General features: G+C 72.7%; 14 protein-coding genes. 9 read left to right on the top strand and 5 right to left on the bottom strand.

Annotated features, from left to right (window positions below):
* Positions 1-199: 199 nt before the first annotated feature.
* Positions 200-1,714, bottom strand: a complete 1,515-nt coding sequence (locus AB0M11_RS30865) for a M1 family metallopeptidase (RefSeq protein WP_365711277.1) — start codon at positions 1,712-1,714, stop codon at positions 200-202.
* Positions 1,715-1,891: 177 nt separating this feature from the next.
* Here AB0M11_RS30865 and AB0M11_RS30860 point away from each other — a divergent pair, with 177 nt between their 5' ends.
* Positions 1,892-3,487: a peptide-N4-asparagine amidase gene (locus tag AB0M11_RS30860; protein WP_365711275.1), complete on the top strand. Its 1,596-nt coding sequence runs from the start codon at positions 1,892-1,894 to the stop codon at positions 3,485-3,487.
* A 52-nt stretch (positions 3,488-3,539) separates the two neighbouring features.
* Here the strand turns inward: AB0M11_RS30860 and AB0M11_RS30855 are convergent, their stop codons facing one another.
* On the bottom strand, positions 3,540-3,995 hold the full coding sequence (locus tag AB0M11_RS30855; RefSeq protein WP_365711273.1) for a MarR family transcriptional regulator: 456 nt from the start codon (positions 3,993-3,995) through the stop codon (positions 3,540-3,542).
* 96 nt (positions 3,996-4,091) lie between these two features.
* Here AB0M11_RS30855 and AB0M11_RS30850 point away from each other — a divergent pair, with 96 nt between their 5' ends.
* Both AB0M11_RS30850 and mltG read left to right on the top strand, forming a co-directional pair.
* Positions 4,092-6,020, top strand: coding sequence for an ABC transporter ATP-binding protein (locus AB0M11_RS30850; protein WP_365711271.1), 1,929 nt, complete (start codon positions 4,092-4,094; stop codon positions 6,018-6,020).
* Positions 6,021-6,231: 211 nt separating this feature from the next.
* On the top strand, positions 6,232-7,026 hold the full coding sequence (gene mltG / locus AB0M11_RS30845; RefSeq protein WP_365711269.1) for an endolytic transglycosylase MltG: 795 nt from the start codon (positions 6,232-6,234) through the stop codon (positions 7,024-7,026).
* 11 nt (positions 7,027-7,037) lie between these two features.
* On the opposite strand, the gene AB0M11_RS30840 is transcribed toward mltG, so the two are convergent.
* Positions 7,038-8,114 (bottom strand): NAD(P)-binding domain-containing protein, encoded by a 1,077-nt coding sequence (locus tag AB0M11_RS30840; RefSeq protein WP_365711267.1) that lies wholly within the window; start codon positions 8,112-8,114, stop codon positions 7,038-7,040.
* Positions 8,115-8,199: 85 nt separating this feature from the next.
* Between AB0M11_RS30840 and AB0M11_RS30835 the strand changes: the two genes are divergently transcribed.
* Entirely contained in the window at positions 8,200-8,628 is a 429-nt protein-coding gene (locus AB0M11_RS30835) for a secondary thiamine-phosphate synthase enzyme YjbQ (protein WP_365711265.1), read from the top strand.
* Positions 8,629-8,659: 31 nt separating this feature from the next.
* Here AB0M11_RS30835 and AB0M11_RS30830 read toward each other — a convergent pair whose 3' ends face one another.
* Both AB0M11_RS30830 and AB0M11_RS30825 read right to left on the bottom strand, forming a co-directional pair.
* Positions 8,660-10,144, bottom strand: a complete 1,485-nt coding sequence (locus AB0M11_RS30830; protein ID WP_365711263.1) for a glycoside hydrolase family 76 protein — start codon at positions 10,142-10,144, stop codon at positions 8,660-8,662.
* A 132-nt stretch (positions 10,145-10,276) separates the two neighbouring features.
* A complete protein-coding gene (locus AB0M11_RS30825; protein ID WP_365711261.1) occupies positions 10,277-11,788 on the bottom strand; it encodes a glycoside hydrolase family 3 protein in 1,512 nt (503 codons plus the stop codon).
* Between the two features lie 281 nt (positions 11,789-12,069).
* Here AB0M11_RS30825 and AB0M11_RS30820 point away from each other — a divergent pair, with 281 nt between their 5' ends.
* The 5 genes from AB0M11_RS30820 to AB0M11_RS30800 are packed head-to-tail and all read left to right on the top strand — an operon-like array spanning position 12,070 to position 17,314.
* Positions 12,070-13,143: a phytanoyl-CoA dioxygenase family protein gene (locus AB0M11_RS30820; protein WP_365711259.1), complete on the top strand. Its 1,074-nt coding sequence runs from the start codon at positions 12,070-12,072 to the stop codon at positions 13,141-13,143.
* Positions 13,125-14,444: a DUF6271 family protein gene (locus AB0M11_RS30815; RefSeq protein WP_365711257.1), complete on the top strand. Its 1,320-nt coding sequence runs from the start codon at positions 13,125-13,127 to the stop codon at positions 14,442-14,444. The genes AB0M11_RS30820 and AB0M11_RS30815 overlap by 19 nt, the downstream gene beginning before the upstream one ends.
* Before the next feature lie 8 nt (positions 14,445-14,452).
* The gene (locus AB0M11_RS30810) at positions 14,453-15,631 is read left to right on the top strand and encodes a type III PLP-dependent enzyme (protein ID WP_365711255.1); all 1,179 of its coding nucleotides are present in this window, start codon (positions 14,453-14,455) and stop codon (positions 15,629-15,631) included.
* A complete protein-coding gene (locus AB0M11_RS30805; RefSeq protein ID WP_365711253.1) occupies positions 15,628-16,173 on the top strand; it encodes a GNAT family N-acetyltransferase in 546 nt (181 codons plus the stop codon). Before AB0M11_RS30810 ends, AB0M11_RS30805 begins: the two co-directional genes overlap by 4 nt.
* Positions 16,157-17,314 carry an MFS transporter gene (locus AB0M11_RS30800; protein ID WP_365711251.1) on the top strand — a complete coding sequence of 386 codons (1,158 nt, stop codon included), beginning with the start codon at positions 16,157-16,159 and terminating at the stop codon, positions 17,312-17,314. The genes AB0M11_RS30805 and AB0M11_RS30800 overlap by 17 nt, the downstream gene beginning before the upstream one ends.
* Positions 17,315-17,451: the final 137 nt, after the last annotated feature.

Here is a 17,451-nt window from a genome sequence, read left to right as displayed (position 1 = left end):
ACCGCTTGCTGAGGGTCTCCAAGCACGCTCGTCGCAACCAGGGCAAGGAGGTTGTCCTTCACGTCACCCCTCGTACGTTTCCGTGCCCGGCGCGGCACGGCGCGCCGAGCGTCGACCGGGTGGCCCAGCGCCCCGGCGGAGGCCACCCGGTCGGCGGGCAACGGCTCGGCGTCCGGCGGCGGACGCCCGCCGCACGGGCTCAGTCCTCTACCGGGTCCACCTGCCAGTCGGGATGACCCGGCATCGGCGGCGTGTCGGGCCCGTAAAGCCACGGCGTCAGAAAGGGCGTCAGATCGTGCCCCGCGACCTCGGAGGCGAGCGCGACGAAGTCCCGGGTGCCGGCCGCGCGCCCCCGGTAGCGGCTCACCCAGGTGCGTTCGATCCGGTCGAACGTGGCGGCACCGACCTTCTCCCGCAGGGCGTACAGCACCAGCGCGGAACCGTCGTAGCGCATCACCTTGAACAGCGTCGGCTCCGTGGGCTCGGCCGGGGCTCCGTCGTCGTGGCGCCACTGGTCGTGCTGCTCGTACGCCGCCCGCATGGCGTCCTCCATGTCGACGCCGCCGTGCTCGTCGGAGTACAGCCGTTCGTAGTAACGGGCATGACCCTCACTCAGCCACAGGTCGGACCACCGCCGGACGGCGACGCTGTCACCCGTCCAGTGGTGGGTCAGCTCGTGGACGAGATTGCGCTCCGCGTCGACGCGGTCGCCCAGCAGGTCGTCCTTCGGTACGAGGGACAGCGACTGCGTCTCCAGTGCCACCGGCAGGTCGGTGTCCCCGACCAGCACGCCGTAGCGGCGGAACGGGTACGGGCCGAGTCGCTGTTCCAGCCAGGCGAGGTGCTCCGGGGTGAGCGAGCGTGCGGCCTCGGTGTCCGCGACCAGGTCGTCCGGCACCACGTCCCGCACGGCCGGCCCGCCCGTCCCCCGGCCTGCGACGAACGTGAACTTCCCGATCGCCAGCTGGATCAGCTGTGCCGCGATGGGTTCCTCGGAGTCGTACGTCCACTGCATCCGCCCGTCGGGCCGCCGGAGGCGTTCGACCAGCCGGCCGTTGGCCACCGCGCTCAGACCGGGCGGGGTGGTGATGTGGAAGGTGACGGGCGCCCGGAGGCTGGGGTGGTCGTCGGCCGGGAAGATCATCTTGGCGCCGTCGGGCTGTGCGCAGACCACGGTGCCGTCGGGGGTCGGTACCCAGCCGTACTCGCGGATCGCGTCGCCGCGTCGCCGCCGCTGGGTGGGGTCGGCGGTGTAGGCGACGCGGACGGTGAAGGCGGCGCCGCGCGGGATCGGCCGGGCGGGTGTGACGACCAGTTCGTCGCCGTCGCGCCGGGCGGCGGCGGGTGTGCCGTCGACGGTGACCCGGTGCAGTGTGTTGCCGGCGAAGTCCAGGTCGAAGCGGGACAGGGCCTGGGTGGCGGTGGCGGCGATGGTGGTGCCGGCGGGGAAGGGGGTCTCGGGGGCCCGCCAGTCGAGGTCGAGGGTGTAACGGCGGACGGTGTAGCCGCCGTTGCCGTCCAGCGGCATCAGCGGGTCGCCGATGCCGGGTGCGCCGGGGGACGGGGCGGAGTCCCTCGGGGCGGCGGAGGCGCCGGCGGCGGCGGAGCCGTGGACCCGGTGCGGGACACCGGCGCAGCAGCCGGTGCCGGTGAGGGCGACGGCTCCGGTGAGCGCGAGGGCGACACGCAGGGCGCGAGCGGTCATGATCTCCATGCCAGCACTGTGACAGGATGATCCGCTCATAGCACCATATGTACTGCGGTGTGTGTCGCCTCGTGACGGGCGGTGAGCAGTCGTTCCGGGTGGCCGGCCGGACCCGGTGGCTGATCGGCAGGCCCCCGGTCGATCCCGTCATTGCGCCGGCGGTCAACTCCCCGTAGAACACCGGCCATGAGAAGACGGATCGTCATGTCCATGCTCGCGGGAGTCGCCCTGGTGGCGAGCGCGCTCCTCGGCACGGGTGCCCCCGCCGCCCGAGCCGCCGACATCCCGGCGGAGTTCGGCACCGACTGGCACGACCCGGTGACCGCGGCCCCGCCGGTCCCCGTGCCCACGGGGACCAGGTCCTGCCGGGTCACCCTGGCCGAGGCGCAGTTCCGCGACTTCACACCGTACCGCGGCACGTACACACCGCCGCAGGGCTGCGGCGACCGCTGGAGCAGGGTCGTGCTGCGGCTGGACGGCAAGGTGAAGGGCCGTCAGTACGACCGACTGGGCTATCTGCACGTCGGCGGGGTGGTGGTGCTGCGCACCACCACCCCCGAGCCCTCGCCGGACGGCATCGAGTGGCACGTCGAGAAGGACGTCACCCGCTACAGCCACACCTTCCGCGGCCCCCAGGACGTCGAGATGCTGATCGGCAACGTTGTCGACGACACCTACACCGGCGTCATCGACGTCAAGGTCACGCTCACCTTCTACGCGGGACGTCCGGCGGCCGCCGTCCCGGACCAGGTGCTCACCCTGGCCGGCGGCACCACCCTCACCACCCCGCGCAACAGCGAACGCGTCGTCGCCGAGGTGTACGCCACCGGATCCGGCGGCGGCTGCGAGGAGTTCTGGTACCTGACCGTGGCCGACCCGGCGTCGTACTCCTGCAAGGCGGACAAGGGGCCCTACCGGGAGGTGCAGATCAGGGTCGACGGCCAACTGGCCGGGATCGCCGCGCCGTTCCCGAACGTGTGGACCGGCGGCTGGTCCGATCCGTTCCTCTGGTACGTCATCCCGGGCCCGCGCGCCTTCGACGTCAAGCCGATCGAGTACGACCTGACGCCGTTCGCCGGGCTCCTCGACGACGGCCGCCCGCACCAGGTCGAGATCTCCGTCGCCGGCGTCCCCGAGGGCCAGGCCGGCTGGAGCACCGCCGTGAACGTGCTGGTCTGGCAGGACGCGCACCGGGCCCGCGTCACCGGCGGTCTCACCGGGGCCAGAGCCTCCGACCCCGTCAACTCCTCGGTCTACACCCCGGGTGCGGGGGAGTACCGGGTCGACACGGACGCCGGGCACCGGCTCACCGTCTCCGGATACGTCGACACCTCGCACGGCCGGGTGACCACCACCGTCCGCCGCACGCTGGCCCACACCTCCGCGCACCGCTGGAACGACGGCGAGACGACGGACGCGCTCGACGCCACCTGGACGGACGACCAGCGCGTCACGGTGCAGGCGGGCGGCGTGCCCCGGACGACCCGCACCGACCGGACGTACACGATGAACGGCGCCACCACCATCGGCACCGACGACCGGCTGCGCACCGAACTCGCCCTCGGCGACCGGGCGGCGGTCAGGCGGTCCGGCGGCGGCTGGTCCCGGCTCGACGACGCCTACCGCGGTGACGCCACGTACACCCTGAACGTGCCGCGCGACCAACGGCACGCGGTCGGCACGTCGAGCGAGCGCTACCGGCTGTACGGCTCCGACGGCTGCTACGACCGCGCGCTGGCCACCGAACAGGGGGTGCTCACGGTGGATCGCCGCGGCTGCTGAGCGGCGGCGGCTCCCCCTGGCGGACAGGCCGGGGGAGCCGCCTCGGCACGCCTCAGCAGTGCTTCGCCGCCACCACCGGACCGTCGACCAGGGTGTCCAGCAGGCCGCCCAGCATCTCCCGCTGCTCCGCCGAGAGCGGAGCCAGGATCTCCGCGGCGGCGGACCTGCGTGCCGCACGCAGCTCCCGCAGGGTCTCGTGGCCCTCGTCCGTGATCTCGATCCGGGTCACCCGGCGGTTCGTGGCATCCGGCACCCGGCGCACCTTGCCGCTCGCCTCCAGGCCGTCGACCAGCGTCGTCACCGCGCGCGGCACCACTTCCAGGCGCGCGGCGAGGTCGGCCATGCGCGGGGGCGTGTCGTAGTGCGCGAGGGTGCGCAGCAGCCGGGACTGGGCGGGGGTGACGCCCAGTTCGCGCGCCTCCAGATGGCGCTTCTGGATGCGCCACATCCGGCGGGTGAGGCGCAGCAGTTGCTCGGCGAGCGGACCGTCGGGGTCGGGGGTGCTCATGCGGGAACAATATCAGGACCAGGCTCATTGTGAGTATAGGTAACAGTGAGCTATGCTCCGTGAAGTCCGTACACACCACACCCATCCGCAGGAGCCATGCCCCGAGACGAGATCAACTGGACCCCCGAGGGCACCTCGGCCGGACAACCCCGCCAGGTGCGCCGCATCCTCAAGCTCTTCCGCCCCTACCGCGGCCGGCTCGCGGTCGTCGGCCTGCTGGTCGGCGCCGCCTCGCTGGTCTCGGTCGCCACCCCGTTCCTGCTCAAGGCGACCCTCGACACCGCGATCCCGCAGGGCCGCACCGGACTGCTCAGCCTGCTCGCGCTGGGCATGATCCTCAGCGCCGTCCTGACCAGTGTCTTCGGCGTCCTGCAGACCCTGATATCGACCACCGTCGGCCAGCGCGTCATGCACGACCTGCGCACCGCCGTCTACGGCCGGCTGCAGCGCATGTCGCTCGCCTTCTTCACCCGCACCCGTACCGGCGAGGTCCAGTCCCGCATCGCCAACGACATCGGCGGCATGCAGGCCACCGTCACCTCGACGGCCACCTCCCTGGTCTCCAACCTCACCAGCGTCGTCGCCACCGTCGTCGCGATGATCGCCCTCGACTGGCGGCTCACCGTCGTCTCGCTGGTCCTGCTCCCGCTCTTCGTCTGGATCAGCCGCCGGGTGGGCAACGAACGCAAGAAGATCACCACCCAGCGGCAGAAGCAGATGGCCGCGATGGCCGCCACGGTCACCGAGTCGCTCTCCGTCAGCGGCATCCTGCTGGGGCGCACCATGGGCCGCGCCGACTCGCTGACCGCCTCCTTCGCCGAGGAGTCCGAGCAACTGGTCGACCTGGAAGTGCGGTCGAACATGGCCGGCCGCTGGCGGATGGCCGTGATCACGATCGTGATGGCCGCGATGCCCGCCGTCATCTACTGGACCGCGGGCCTGGCCCTCCAGGCGGGCGGCCCGCAGATCTCGCTCGGCACCATCGTGGCCTTCGTCTCCCTCCAGCAGGGTCTGTTCCGCCCCGCCGTGAGCCTGCTGGCGACCGGCGTGCAGATCCAGACCTCCCTCGCGCTCTTCCAGCGCATCTTCGAGTACCTCGACCTGCCCGTCGACATCACCGAGAGGGACGAGCCGGTCCATCTGGACCAGGTGAAGGGCGAGGTCCGCTTCGAGCAGGTCGAGTTCCGCTACGACAGGCACGACGACGGAGCGAGGCCCGTCCTCGACGGCATCGACATCACCGTGCCGGCCGGCAGCGGCCTGGCCGTCGTCGGCCCGACCGGCGCCGGCAAGTCCACGCTCGGCTACCTGGTTCCCCGGCTCTACGACGTCACCGGCGGCCGGGTCACCCTGGACGGCGTCGACGTCCGCGACCTGGACTTCGACACCCTCGCCCGCGCGGTCGGCGTCGTCTCCCAGGAAACGTACCTCTTCCACGCCTCGGTCGCCGACAACCTGCGCTTCGCCAAGCCGGACGCCACCGACGAGGAACTGCACGCGGCCGCCCGCGCGGCCCAGATACACGACCACATCGCCTCGCTGCCCGACGGCTACGACACCGTCGTCGGCGAGCGCGGACACCGCTTCTCCGGCGGCGAGAAGCAGCGGCTCGCCATCGCCCGCACCATCCTGCGCGACCCGCCGGTGCTCATCCTCGACGAGGCGACCAGCGCCCTGGACACCCGCACCGAACACGCGGTCCAGGACGCGATCGACGCCCTGTCGGCCAACCGGACGACCATCACCATCGCCCACCGGCTGTCCACGATCCAGGACGCCGACCAGATCGTCGTCCTCGACTCGGGACGGGTGGCCGAACGCGGCACACACGAGGAACTGCTGTCCCTCGACGGCCGGTACGCGGCACTGGTGCGCCGCGACGCCCGGGTGGAGACGCCCGCCGAGCCGACCGGAACCGCCGAGCCGACCGGAACCGCCGAGCCGCCCCGCTGGGCGACACCGCCCCGCCCCCTGCGCAGACGCCCCGACCGCAACCACAGCCACGCGAAACCGCCGACGAGCTGAGCCCGAACCGCACAGCCACGACCGCCTGCCGACACATCGGAATCGACAAGCTGAAGATATGTCGGGTTTGTGGAGGTATCCGGGCTAACGTGCCCGCATGCAGATGAACACTCCGCCACGGGACCCGAGTCGACGGACGGCCGCGAGCCGAGGTGCGTCCCGCCGCGGGAAGACGATTCGGCTGACCCGCCGGGGCAGGTTCGTGCTCGGCGTGACCGGCGCCGTCGTGGCCGGTGCCGCCGTGGCGGTGCCCCTGGTGTACCTGGCGGGCGGTACGACCAGGTCCGCCAGTCTGGTCGTGCCGGAGGGCTGGCGCGCCTCCCAGGTCTACGACGCCGTCGACAAGGCCCTCGCCCTCCCCGCCGGCAGCACCAGAAGCGCCGTCGGCACCGCGGGCCTGAAACTCCCCGGCGACGCCGGGGGCAACCCCGAGGGCTATCTCTTCCCGGCCACCTATCCGCTGAAGAAGGACGCGACCCCGCAGTCGGTGCTGCGAGCCATGGTCGACACCGCCAACCGCAGGTTCGGCGCGGCGCCCGTGGCCGCCGGCGCGCCGCGCGACGCGATGAACGTCTACCAGGCGGTGACCATCGCCAGCATCGTCCAGGCCGAGGCCGCCGACAAGGCGGACATGGGGAAGGTGGCCCGGGTGGTCCTCAACCGGCTGCAGCACGGCATGCCGCTCCAGATGGACTCCACCCTCAACTACGCCCTCAACCGCAGCACCCTCAAGACCACGGTGAACGACACCCGTGTCGAGAGCCCGTACAACTCCTACCAGCGCATGGGACTGCCGCCCACGCCGATCGACAACCCGGGCGAGGACGCGATGCGTGCCGCGCTCAACCCGCCGCCGGGCAACTGGCTGTACTTCGTCACGGTCAAGCCGGGGGACACACGGTTCACCGCCGACTACGCCGAACACCAGCGCAACGTCGCCGACTTCAACGCCGCGCAGAAAGCCGGAACCCACCGGTCGCCGCAGGTCTCACCGTCCCCGAGCTGAGCCGCAGGCGCTCACGCGACGGCCGGTTCGCCGGCCGTCAGCCGCCTGATGTCCCGTACCGCGGCCCGCCCCGCCCGGTTGGCGCCGATGGTGCTGGCGGACGGGCCGTAGCCGACGAGGTGGACGCGCGGATCGGCGACCGCGCGGGTCCCCTCGACCCTGATCCCGCCGCCCGGCTCGCGCAGCCGCAGCGGCGCCAGATGCTCCAGGGCCGCCCGGAAGCCGGTGGCCCAGAGGATGACGTCGGCCTCCACGTGCCGCCCGTCGTCCCAGGCCACACCGTCGGGCGTGACCCGGTCGAACATCGGCTGCCGGTCCAGGACGCCGTCCTGGAGCCCCTGCCGGATCGCGTCGTTCAGGGGCAGCCCGGTGACCGAGACCACACTCCGCGGCGGCAGCCCCTGCCGTACCCGCTCCTCCACCAGCGCCACCGCGGCCCGGCCCGCGCCCTCGTCGAAGGGGCCCTCGCGGAAGACCGGCGGCCGCCGGGTCACCCAGGTGGTGGCGGCCGCGTACGGCGCCAGCTCCAGCAGGTGCTGGGTGCCGGAGGCTCCGCCGCCGACGACCACGACCCGCAGGCCGGCGAACTCCTCGGGACCGGCGTACTGCGCGGTGTGCAGCTGGCGTCCACGGAAGGTCTCCTGGCCCGGGTAGTGCGGCCAGAACGGCCGGTTCCAGGTGCCGGTGGCGTTGATCAGCGCCCGCGTCGACCAGTCGCCGTGGTCGGACTCCACCAGCAGCCGGCCGCCCTCGCCCTCGCGCACCGCGCGGACCTCGACGGGCCGGTGCACCCGCAGGCCGAAGGCGCGCTCGTACTCCGCGAAGTACTCGCCGATGACCTCGGCGGACGGCCGCGCCGGATCGGCGCCGGTCAGCTCCATGCCCGGGAGCGCGTGCATCCCGTGCACCTTGCCGTACGTGAGGGACGGCCACCGGAACTGCCAGGCCCCGCCGGGCGCGGGGGAGCGGTCGAGCACCACGAAGTCACGGTCCGGCTCGAAGCCGGTGCGCCGCAGGTGGTAGGCGCTGGACAGACCGGCCTGGCCGGCCCCGATGACGACTGCGTCGACCTCGCGTGCATTGTTCACGCTTCTACCAACAGCGGGGACGACCGTGGATCTTCCCGGCACGGCCGCGGACAGGCCGGCCCGGCGCATGGGTCAGGATGGAGGCATGTCGGACGCCTTCACCACACGAGAACTCGACGTCGCCACCGGGAGCCGGGAGCGGGTCGTCGACCTGACCGGCGACTGCGAGGCCTTCCTCCGCGAGGCCGCGGACGGCCGTGACGGCCTGCTCAACATCTTCACGCCGCACGCGACGGCCGGCATCGCGGTCATCGAGACCGGCGCGGGCAGCGACGACGACCTGCTGGCCGCGCTGCACACCCTGCTTCCCGCCGACGACCGCTGGCAGCACCGCCACGGCAGCCCCGGCCACGGCCGCGACCACGTCCTCCCGGCCATCGTCCCGCCGCACGCCACGCTCCCGGTGATCGACGGGCGCCTGGCGCTGGGCACCTGGCAGTCGGTGTGCCTGGTCGACACGAACAAGGACAATCCGCGGCGCAAGGTGCGCGTCACGTTCCTCGCGGGCTCCTGACCCCGACGCGCCGAGGGGCGCCGCCGGCCGGTCAGGACGCCGCGTCGAGCAGATCGACGGCGCTCTGCTGGCGGGCGGCGTCCGTCCGGTCCAGGGGGCCGTACCAGCGCAGGCCGTACTGGTCCAGGGCGTCGCGGTCGCTCGCGTAGGCGCGGTCCGCCTGGCGCCTGAGGTAGGCGGTGTAGGGGTGGTCCGGCAGCACCGAGTCGAGCGTGCCGAGGCCGCGCACGTCGGCGCCCTTGAAGGACGGTCCGTCGGCCCCGCAGTCACCGCTCTCGCACGGGTCGCGCAGGATGCCGTCCGCGGTGTGGAGCAGGGAGGTCGTGGTGGCGGCGTCCGCGATCTGCCGGGCGCTGGTGAGCAGCCCGCCGTCGCCCGTGGCCCGGTACAGCTCGGCGAGCGCGCCGAGGACGACGCCCTGGTTGTACGACCAGACGGTCTGCCCGTTGTTGCCGCAGGTGGACAGGTCGATGCCGTCGTTGACCAGGTGCGAGCCGTTGACCATGCCGGTGCCCTGGAACCAGGTCCAGCCGGCGCGGGCCCGGCCGAGGTAGGCCGTGTCGCCGGGGATGCGGTTGTGGAGCGCCGCGTTCAGCTGGATGTACAGGGAGTTCGCGATCGCGTTCTTGTAGGTCCTCGCCGTGCTCCACCACACTCCGCCGCCGCAGGTGCCGTCCCAGTAGTCGGCCATGTGGTCGGCGTCGGCACGGGCCGTGTCCAGGTAGCGGCTGTCTCCGGTCAGGTCGTAGGCGGCCACCCAGGCGAGGCCCCACCAGCCGGTGTCGTCGAGGTAGTCGTTGCGGAACCGTCCGCCCTGCGCGTCGACGTTCAGATCGTAGGTGCGGGCGATCGCGTACCGGTAACTGCCCATGCCCGTCACGCGGATGTTGTCGATGACCGCGGTCAGGGCGTTCGCGGAGTTCCACCAGCCGGTGGTGTCGAACAGGCCGGTTCCGTAGTCGTAATAGGCCATCAGGCCGGTGGCCGCGGCGGTGCGCGGCTCGCCCGCGTTCCAGGTGGTGCGGGCCCAGGGGGTGCAGGCGATCTCCGCGCGGTCCCCGGCCTTTCCGCAGGCGCGCAGGGCGCCGACGCCGAGGTTGTTCCAGTCGTCCACGTTGTACATGAGCGTGCGCCAGCCGCGCCGGCCGGTGGGCACGGTGGTGTCGCCCAGTCTGCTGCCCGAGCTCCAGGTGCGGCCGCCGTCGAAGGACCGGTCGAGCCACACCTCGTCGCCGGGGTCGCCGTTGTCGAGGGAGGCCCAGCCCATGGCGTCGGCGTCGTCGAAGTGCAGGACGATCGACCGGGAGTAGACGCTCGCCGTGACCGGTGCTCGGTCACCGGGGGAGAGCCCGGGGTCCCGGGTGTCGCAGTACTTGTTGCAGACGGGGGCCGCCGGGGTGGTGCCGGCGGCCGCCGCCGGGGGTGCGAGCGCGACGAGGACGGTGAACAGGGCCGTGGCGAGTGCCGCCCCCGGCCGACGCGGGGAGCGGACGCTGGTTCTGCTCGCGGAGGGCATGGGAACTCCCTGCTTCGACGGACGGGTGGCAGAGCGCTCTCGGAACGTAGGGAAGTGCAGAGTGGGCGTCAACGTCCCTTGTGTGTAAGGAAGTTGCGCGAAGGTCCGGACCAATGTGCCCTCGGGTCTGCCCTACAGGGCACCCGCGAGCACCTCCGCGGCGGCCACTCCGGAGGCGGCCGTGGCGCCGTGCGTGAAGATCTGGGCGGCCGAGGGGACGACGGTGCCGGGCAGGCCCATCTCCACGACGATCGCGTCCGGCCGGGCGGCGACGAGTTCCGTGAGCGCCTGGGCCATCCACGCGTGCCGGGCGGCGTCGCGCACCACCACGACCAGGGGCCGTCCCGAGGCGGGCGCGAGCGCCCGCGTCTCCAGCGTGCCGGCGCGGGAGCGCAGTTCCTCCCGGCTCACCCGGACGGAGGTGGTCCCGGGCAGCCGCTCGCCCAGCGGGGCCGCCACCCCCCACGGGGTCTCCTTGCCGATGGCCAGGTTGGTGGTGGGCGCCAGTTCCACCACGTGCGGTGCGTTGACCAGCGGAAGGGCGTGCCGCACGGCTCCGGTCAGCCGGATGGCGCGCCGCGCCGCCGCGAAACCGATGCCATCGGCGTCCCAGGCCGCGGAGCCGGCCGGGGTGAGCCCCGCCGACCAGGTCGCGAACTCCCTGACGCGCAGGCTTGCTTCGGCGAGCCGCTCGGCCGGCAGGCCGCCCGCCAGGACGGCGTCCGCGAGGGCGTTCACCAGCAGGGCGGCGGTGGCCTCGTCGGCGTTCTCGCCGCCGACGCAGACCGCGTCGGCACCGGCGGCCACCGCCCTGACCGTGGCTCCGCCGATCCCGTAGCGGCCGGTCACGGCACCCATCTCGATCGCGTCGGTGACGACGACGCCGTCGAACCCCAGCTCCTTTCGGAGCAGTTCGTCCAGGATGCGCCGGCTCAGCGTGGCCGGCAGGTCGGGGTCGTAGGCGGGGACCAGCAGGTGGCCGGTCATCACCGCGCGGACGCCGGCGTCGACGGCGGCACGGAACGGTGGCAGGGCCTGCTCGGCGATCCGGGCACGGTCGGCGTCGTAGACGGGCAGCCCGTGGTGGGAGTCGACCGCGACGTCACCGTGGCCGGGGAAGTGCTTGGCGCAGGCGGCCACACCGGCCGACTGGAGCCCGCGGATCCAGGCGCCGGTGTGCCGCGCCACCACCTCGGCGTCGACGCCGAAGGACCGGACGCCGATGATCGGGTTGTCGGGGTTGGAGTTCACGTCCGCGCTCGGCGCGTAGTCGAGGCTCACCCCGGCCGCGCGCAGCTGGCGGCCCAGGTCGGCGGCGACGGCCTCGGTGAGCTCGGGGTCGTCGACGGTGCCGAGCGCGAAGTTGCCCGGCCGGGTGGAGCCGGTCGCCGACTCGATCCGGGTGACGTCACCGGCCTCCTCGTCGATCGCGATGATCAGCTCGGGATTCTCCGCGCGAAGTCGGCCGGTGAGGCGGGCGACCTGGTCGGGCGTGACGATGTTGCGGGAGAAGAGCACGACCGATGCCAGCCCGTCCGCGATCTCGCGCAGCACCCAGTCGGGGGCCTCGGTGCCCACGAACCCCGGCTGCAGGACGGAGCGCGCCAGTCGTCGCAACTCCTCGCTGTGCTTGGTGGAGACCATAGCGTGCGCCCTCCTGTTGGTACAGACCAATGCGTCTCCGTCAGGCTAGCCGCTCATGTCAAGTGGGCCTGCGGCGCGCTTTGTTGACGAAACGCGGCGTCGACTGGGGTGTTTGACAGGACGAGTTGGTCTAGTCCAAGTTGGAGACACGCGAGTTCGAAGAGGGGCTGGTGCGGCCCGTGGTGCAGCGACCCTGCCGCAACGGTCCCCGGCCCCTCACTCCGCGCAGTTGGCGACCCGGTCGGGCCGCCGGTACCTGAGATCGAGGTGTGGAGCACCGTATGCCCACGACTGACCGTTATCTCCATCGAGCCCTCTCGGACATCCCCTACTTCAGCTCGGACGGCGAGACCTACCTCGCCCAGACACCCCTGCGGGACCTGACCAAGACCCGCCCGCTGCGAGTCCTCTCCGAGGAGGACTTCGCCCACTGGCAGACGTACGGCTACGTGGTGGTGAAGCAGGCCGTCCCCGCCGCCGCGGCCCGCCGGCTGCTCGACTTCGCCTGGGAGTTCCAGGGACTGGACCCCGACCGCCCGGAGACCTGGTACGAGGAGCGCGAGTACCGCTCCGACCTGGACCGGGACCTGCACATCTACGGCTTCGTCGAGGCCTACCACCACCAGCTCATCTGGGACAGCCGCCAGACCCGCCGGGTCTACGACGCGTTCGTCGACGTCTGGGACTGCGAAGAGCTCTGGGTGACGCTCGACCGGCTCAACCTGAACCCGCCCAACATCAGGAACCGCGACCGGGCCCTGATCCCGGGCACGGCGGAGGGCTTCGACATCGAGCTGCACTGGGACGTCGACACCACCCTGGGCGTGCCGCCGCAGCGGGTCCAGGGGATCATCGCCCTGACCGACACCCGGCCGGAACTGGGCGGCTTCCAGTGCTGCCCCGAACTGTTCAAGCGGTTCGACCAGTGGAAGGCGTTCCAGCCCGCGGACCGCGACCCGATACGGCCCCGCATCGACCGCGCCGAGTTCCCCGTGGTGCGACCGCAGCTGGCCGCCGGCGACCTGCTCATCTTCAACGGCCTGCTGGCGCACGGCGTGGCACCCAACACCTCCGAGCGGACCGTGCGCGCGGTCCAGTACCTGTCGATGATGCCGGCGCTGGAGTCCCACGAAACGCTCCGGCGGTCCCGGGTCGAGTCGTGGCGGACCCTCGCCACACCCGACTGGAACGCGACGCTGCTGGGCGACGCCACCCGGCACGAGTCCCTGCGGTACGGCAGGGCCACCCTCGACGAACTCGGCGCCAGGCTGCTCGGACTCACCTCCTGGACCGGGGCCGACCTCGACGGCGCCCACCGGCCGGCCGGAGAAGAGACATGCGCCGAATCTGCCTGACCCTGCCGACCAACCGGCCCTGCGCGGCGACGATCACGGCCGTGGCCGAGGAAGCGGCCCATGCCGTCCGGCACTTCGACGTCGAGGTGCACCTGCTGATCCTGGACTCCTGCGCCGCGCCGGCCCACGCCGAACACGCCGAGGCCGTGCGCCGGATACCGCACGATCCGCGGATCGTCGTCCACCACCTCGACGAGGCGCGGCAGCGGGAGTTCCTGCGGCAGGCGATCGACCGGTCGGCGGCCACCAAACCCGACCTCCTGCTGGAGCTGATGCTCCCGGCCCGCCTCTCCTACGGCGCCTGCACCAACCGCGCCTTCCTGCTCGCCGCCGCGCTCGGCTGCGAGTCCGTGCACCGCAGGGACTCCGACAGCCGCTACCAGATCCACGACGGCGAGCCCGTCTTCCCGGTCCACCACGAACTGCTGTCCCTCGGCAGACCCGCGGCCGACGCCGCCCGCCACGTCACCGAGACCGTGCTCGCCGCCGACCGCATGAACCGGCGGGTCGCGATGGTCGGCGGCTCCTTCGTCGGCGAACTGTCCGTGGACATCGGCGAGATACTCCGGATCGACGCCGACGTGTACCACGACATGGTCGGCCTGTGGGCGCCCATGGACTGGTCGCCCGAGCGGAAGCGGCACCTCGTCGACGAGTCCTTCCGGGGCGCCGGGACCGCCGCCTTCACCGCGGACCACTCCACACTGACCGTGGTCGACCCGATGCGCGTGGACATGTGCAACATCGCCTTCCACGGCGTGCACGAGCACGTGCCCCTGCCGCCGGCGACCGACACCATCGGCAGCGACTACTTCCTGATCCACCTGGTCCACGACGCCGCCCTGCCCGGCGTCCTGCACAACCGGAACATCGTCAACTTCTACACCGGCGAACGCCGGACCGACTCCGGATTCGTCGCGTACCAGCTGCGCTTCGTCAAGTTCCTGCTGTCGATGCTCTACTTCAACACCGTCTACGAGCACATGGCCCGCACGGACGCCTCGTTGCTCGACGCGCAGGGGCGGGTGCGGGCATCCGCCGTGGCCCGGCTGGCGAGACGGAGTGCGGGGCTCGACCGGAGCGAGAACGTCCACCGGCTGGACGTCCTCGACACCGCGTACCGCAAACTCGGCGGCCGGTACGCCGAGTTCGCCGACCTCCTCGTCGGGCGCCGCGAACGCCTGCTCGACGAAGCGCGCGGCGACATCGAGGACTTCGCCCTGCTGACGGAGAGCTGGGAGCAGCTCGTCGCCGCGGCCCGCCGCACCCGCCCGCCCCGGACGCCCGGACAGCGGCGGTGACGGCGGCCATGACCGACGTCTCCGCACCCCTGCGCGCCGCCCTGGCGGGCGCCACCGAGGACGGGATCTTCTTCGACCTGGCCGGAATCCGGCGCGGTTACGACACCTTGCGGCACGAACTGCCGGGCGTCGACGTCCGGTTCGCCATGAAGGCCTGCCCCGTGGACGAGGTGCTCGACTGCCTCGCCGGCCGGGGCGCGGGCGTCGACGGGGCGAGCCCCGGCGAACTGGAGCAGGCGGTGCGCGCCGGTGTGCCGGTGGGCAGGACACACTACGGCAACACCGTCAAGTCCGACCGGGACATCGCCGACGCCCACCGCCTCGGCGTCCGGGACTTCGCGACCGACAGCGTCGAGGACCTGGCGGCCATCGCGGCCCACGCCCCCGGAGCCCGCGTGTTCTGCCGGCTGGCGACCAGCGGTGACGGCGCGCTGTGGGGGCTCAGCCACAAGTTCGGCTGCTCGCCCGCGGACGCGGTACGCCTCCTGGAGGCGGCGCCCACCATGGGCCTGACACCCTCCGGGCTGTCCGTGCACGTCGGCTCCCAGCAGATGACGGCCGACGCCTGGCACAGCGCCGTCGAGTGCCTGGCGGACGTCCTGACCGCCCTGGGCCGGCGCGGCATCGTCCTCGACCACGTCAACCTCGGCGGCGGCCTGCCGGCCCTCGGCTACCTCGACCGGCACGGCACGCCCCTGGACCCCCCGCTGGACAAGATCTTCGCCGTCGTCCGCGAGGGCATGCGCCACCTCAGACAGGTCCACGGCGAGCACCTCGCGTTCGTCATGGAGCCGGGCCGCCACCTCGTCGCCGACCACGGGGCGGTCCGCGCCCAGGTGGCCCGCCTGGCCGAGCGGCGCGGACCCGACGGCGAGCGGCAGTACTGGCTCTACCTGAGCTGCGGCAGGTTCAACGGCCTCTACGAGATGGACGCCCTGCAGTATCCGCTGGTCTTCCCCACCCGTCCCGGGGCCGACCGCGTCCCCGCCGTGGTGGCGGGACCCACCTGCGACAGCGACGACGCCTACCCGCAGGGACACGCCCTCGTCCAGGTCCCCCGCGACCTGGCCTCCGGCGACCCCGTCTGGGTGCTCTCCAGCGGCGCCTACGCGCTCAGCTACACGACCCAGGGCTTCAACGGCTTCGCCCCGCTCCCGTACACCTGCGTCGACGGAGGAGCCCCGTGAGCGGTGACGGCCTGCGCATACGCGCCATCACCGACGCCGACTGGGACGCCATCGCCGCGCTGGAGTCCCGGGCCTACGCGGAACTCGGCCTCTCCGAGGGGCGCGCGGCCCTGCGCTCCAGGGCCGACGCCTCGCCGGAGACCTGTTTCGTCCTGGACGCCGGCTCCCGGCCCGCCGGATACGTGCTGGCACTGCCGTACCCGCCCTTCGGATACCCGGACCTCGGACGGGCGGAGCAACCCCAGGACCCCGCCCGTCCGCCCCGCAACCTGCACCTGCACGACATCGTCGTCGCGGAGCGGCTGCGCGGCAGGGGACTGGGCGGGCGTCTCCTCGACCACCTCACCCTGGCCGCCGCCGCCCGCGGATTCGAACGGATCTCGCTGATCGCCGTCGGCCGCAGCGAACCGTTCTGGTCGGCACGCGGATTCACCGCCCACCCCGGCGTCTGTCCGGACGGATACGGCGCGAACGCCGTCTACATGTCCCGCACGACGGCCCAGTCGACGAAGCGAGTTGATGTGCGTGTCCCCTGTCCGTGACCCCTTCCGGCGCAGCCGGCTGGCCATAGCCGCGCTGTTCTGCTCGCTCGGCTTCCAGTACGCCACCTGGGCCTCGCGGATCCCCGCCGTCAAGGCGGACCTCGGGCTGACCGCGGCCGAGGTCGGCGTGCTGCTGATGGCGGCCGGCATCGGCGCCGTGGCGTCCTTCCCCCTGGTGCCGGTGCTCATGAGACGGCTGGGCTCCGCCCGGCTGGCACTGGCCTCCGCGCTCTGCCTGGCCCTGCTGCTCCTGGCCCTCGCGCTCGCACCGGACTATCCCGTGGCCCTGCTGGTCATGGTGGCCGACGGGGTGGGTGTGGGATGCCTGAACGTGGCCATGAACGCCCAGGGCACGGCCCTGGAGACCCGGTACGCCCGCACCACCATGGCCAGGCTGCACGCGACGTTCAGTGCCGGCTCGCTGCTCGCCGCGCTGCTCGCCTCCGGCATGAACGCGGCCACCTCGTCCGTCGCGGCGCACTTCGGCGTGGCCGCCGTCGTCCTCGTCCTGCTGGCCGCCCTGGCCCGCCGCGACCTGCTCGAGGACGAGGCTCCCGCGGAGGAGCAGCGGAGCAGGAGCCGCACCGGATGGAGCCTGCCCTCCCGCGTGACGCTCTGGATGTGCTGCGCCATGGCGTTCGGCACCGTCACCGAGGGCGCCATGAACGACTGGTCCGCCCTCTACCTGCGCGAAGTCGCCGATGCCACCGCGGAGTTGGCGCCGATGGGTATCGCTGTGTTCTCCGGCATGATGGTCCTGGCCCGCCTCTTCGCCGACGGCTGGCGCAGCCGCTGGGGCGACGGCCGCGTCGTGCTCCTCGGCAGCGCCCTCGCCGCCGCGGGACTGGCCTTCGCCCTGGTCAGCGGGGGAGTGGCGGCGGCGCTCATCGGGTTCGCCTGCGTCGGTCTCGGCTGTGCCGCGGTGACCCCGTGCGTCTACGTGGCCGCGGCGAGACAGGGCTCCCAGGCGCTGGCGCTGGTCGCGGCCATGGGCACCACGGGCCTGCTCGCCGGGCCGCCGGTCATCGGCTTCGTGGCGAGCTCCAGCAGCCTGGTGTGGGGCCTCGCGGTCGTCGCGGCGGCGGCCGTCGTGGTCTCCCTGTGCGCCACCCGGATCCAGTGGACTCCGGTGAGCGGCTGACCGGAGGCCCGGGGGGGGGCGGGGCGCGGGGCGGGCGGGCCCGCGGCGCGCGCCGCCCGCCGCCTCCGCCCCCCCCGGCCCGCGCGGCCCCGACCCGCAGGCCGCTCTGGACGGCGCCCGCGCGATCCTCACCGTGC

The organism is Streptomyces sp. NPDC051987, from assembly GCF_040680735.1.
Taxonomy (GTDB): Bacteria; Actinomycetota; Actinomycetes; order Streptomycetales; family Streptomycetaceae; genus Streptomyces.
Note: the sequence above shows the minus strand (reverse complement) of the source record. Positions and strands in the feature narration are given on the sequence as shown.